Genomic DNA, 1,048 nt, shown 5'->3' with positions numbered 1-1,048 from the left:
GTCCGGCACCTACACAGGTGCCGGACCCTTCCGCGTTCGCGGCCCGGAAACGGGTGACGCCCCACCCCCGGTACTCCGGCGCGACCTCGTGATCCATCCGCTTGAGGGCTCTGCGAGTCGTCAGCGGCTCCGGCACGGTCGCCGGCGCCGAGCTCCTCTGCGCACCGGACGGCACGGTCGGCATTCCGGCGAGTTCACCGGACTCAATCACAGGGCCGAATTACGTTATACGCCGGCGGGGGCCGCCGGAATTCCTGCGACAGGAATCCCGACGGCCCCCACCCCATTGCAGTCAGACGCGGCCCTCCCGGGCCGCGAACCACTCAGGGGAAATCGACCCTACCTCACTTGAACTCGACATCGACCGTGGCGACCCCGGAGTTCACACTGCTGCAGTACGCATAGCTCCAGGTGCCGCCGCCAGTCGCCTTCCATGCCCCGTACACGGTCTGGCCGTTCTTGCAGTTGGCCTTGGCCCGGAAGACGATGGCGTAGTCGTCGCGCAGGCAGTTGGCGCCGAACGTGGTGGCGTCGGTCCACAGTTGGCAGTTGTGACTCACTTCCGCCGACGCCGGTGCGGCGGTGCCCACGCCGAGCGCGAGGGAGCCCGCGGCGACTGCCGCCATTGTCAATGCGCGTACCTTGAACATCAAATCCCCTCCACTAAGGCAGATTCATCCCCGCATCGGGGGAGAAAATCCCCACTCCTTCACCCGGCCCACGTTCGCCCTGTGGACCTTCGCCAAATCTAACGCAATCACAGGAAGTGTCTAGTTCGATTCCAGACAGTCAGCGGCTTCGTATGGTTCCGAACCAGACAGCCATCCTGTACGAACCAGACATTTCTTCGCATACAGTCGCAAGACCGCCAGGTAGGCATCTACCAAGGGAAACGGGGGCGGAAATCCGATACTGGTCGAGGCATATCCGGAATTCCCGCCGTCAATGGGCCGTCACGGAACCTCGACGACAGGAGCCGCTACCGCTGGGGCGGCCGCCGAAGCCGAATGACGTGCGCGACCCGAACGGGCGGTACGCCGCCGCGTAC

The 1,048-nt window shown here is 64.9% G+C and carries 1 protein-coding gene; it reads right to left on the bottom strand.

Annotated features, from left to right (window positions below; genetic code table 11):
* Nucleotides 1–344: 344 nt before the first annotated feature.
* Nucleotides 345–650: a hypothetical protein gene (locus ACFU7Y_RS44185; protein WP_380772114.1), complete on the bottom strand. Its 306-nt coding sequence runs from the start codon at nucleotides 648–650 to the stop codon at nucleotides 345–347.
* Nucleotides 651–1,048 lie beyond the last annotated feature (398 nt).

The organism is Kitasatospora sp. NPDC057542 (assembly GCF_042801945.1).
In the GTDB taxonomy this organism is placed as follows: Bacteria; Actinomycetota; Actinomycetes; order Streptomycetales; family Streptomycetaceae; genus Kitasatospora.
This window is presented reverse-complemented; position numbering and strand designations above follow the sequence as displayed.

Excerpts from the sequence above, each read along its gene's own strand:
- ACFU7Y_RS44185 (WP_380772114.1), bottom strand. The coding sequence starts at position 650 with ATGTTCAAGGTACGCGCATTGACAATGGCGGCAGTCGCCGCGGGCTCC.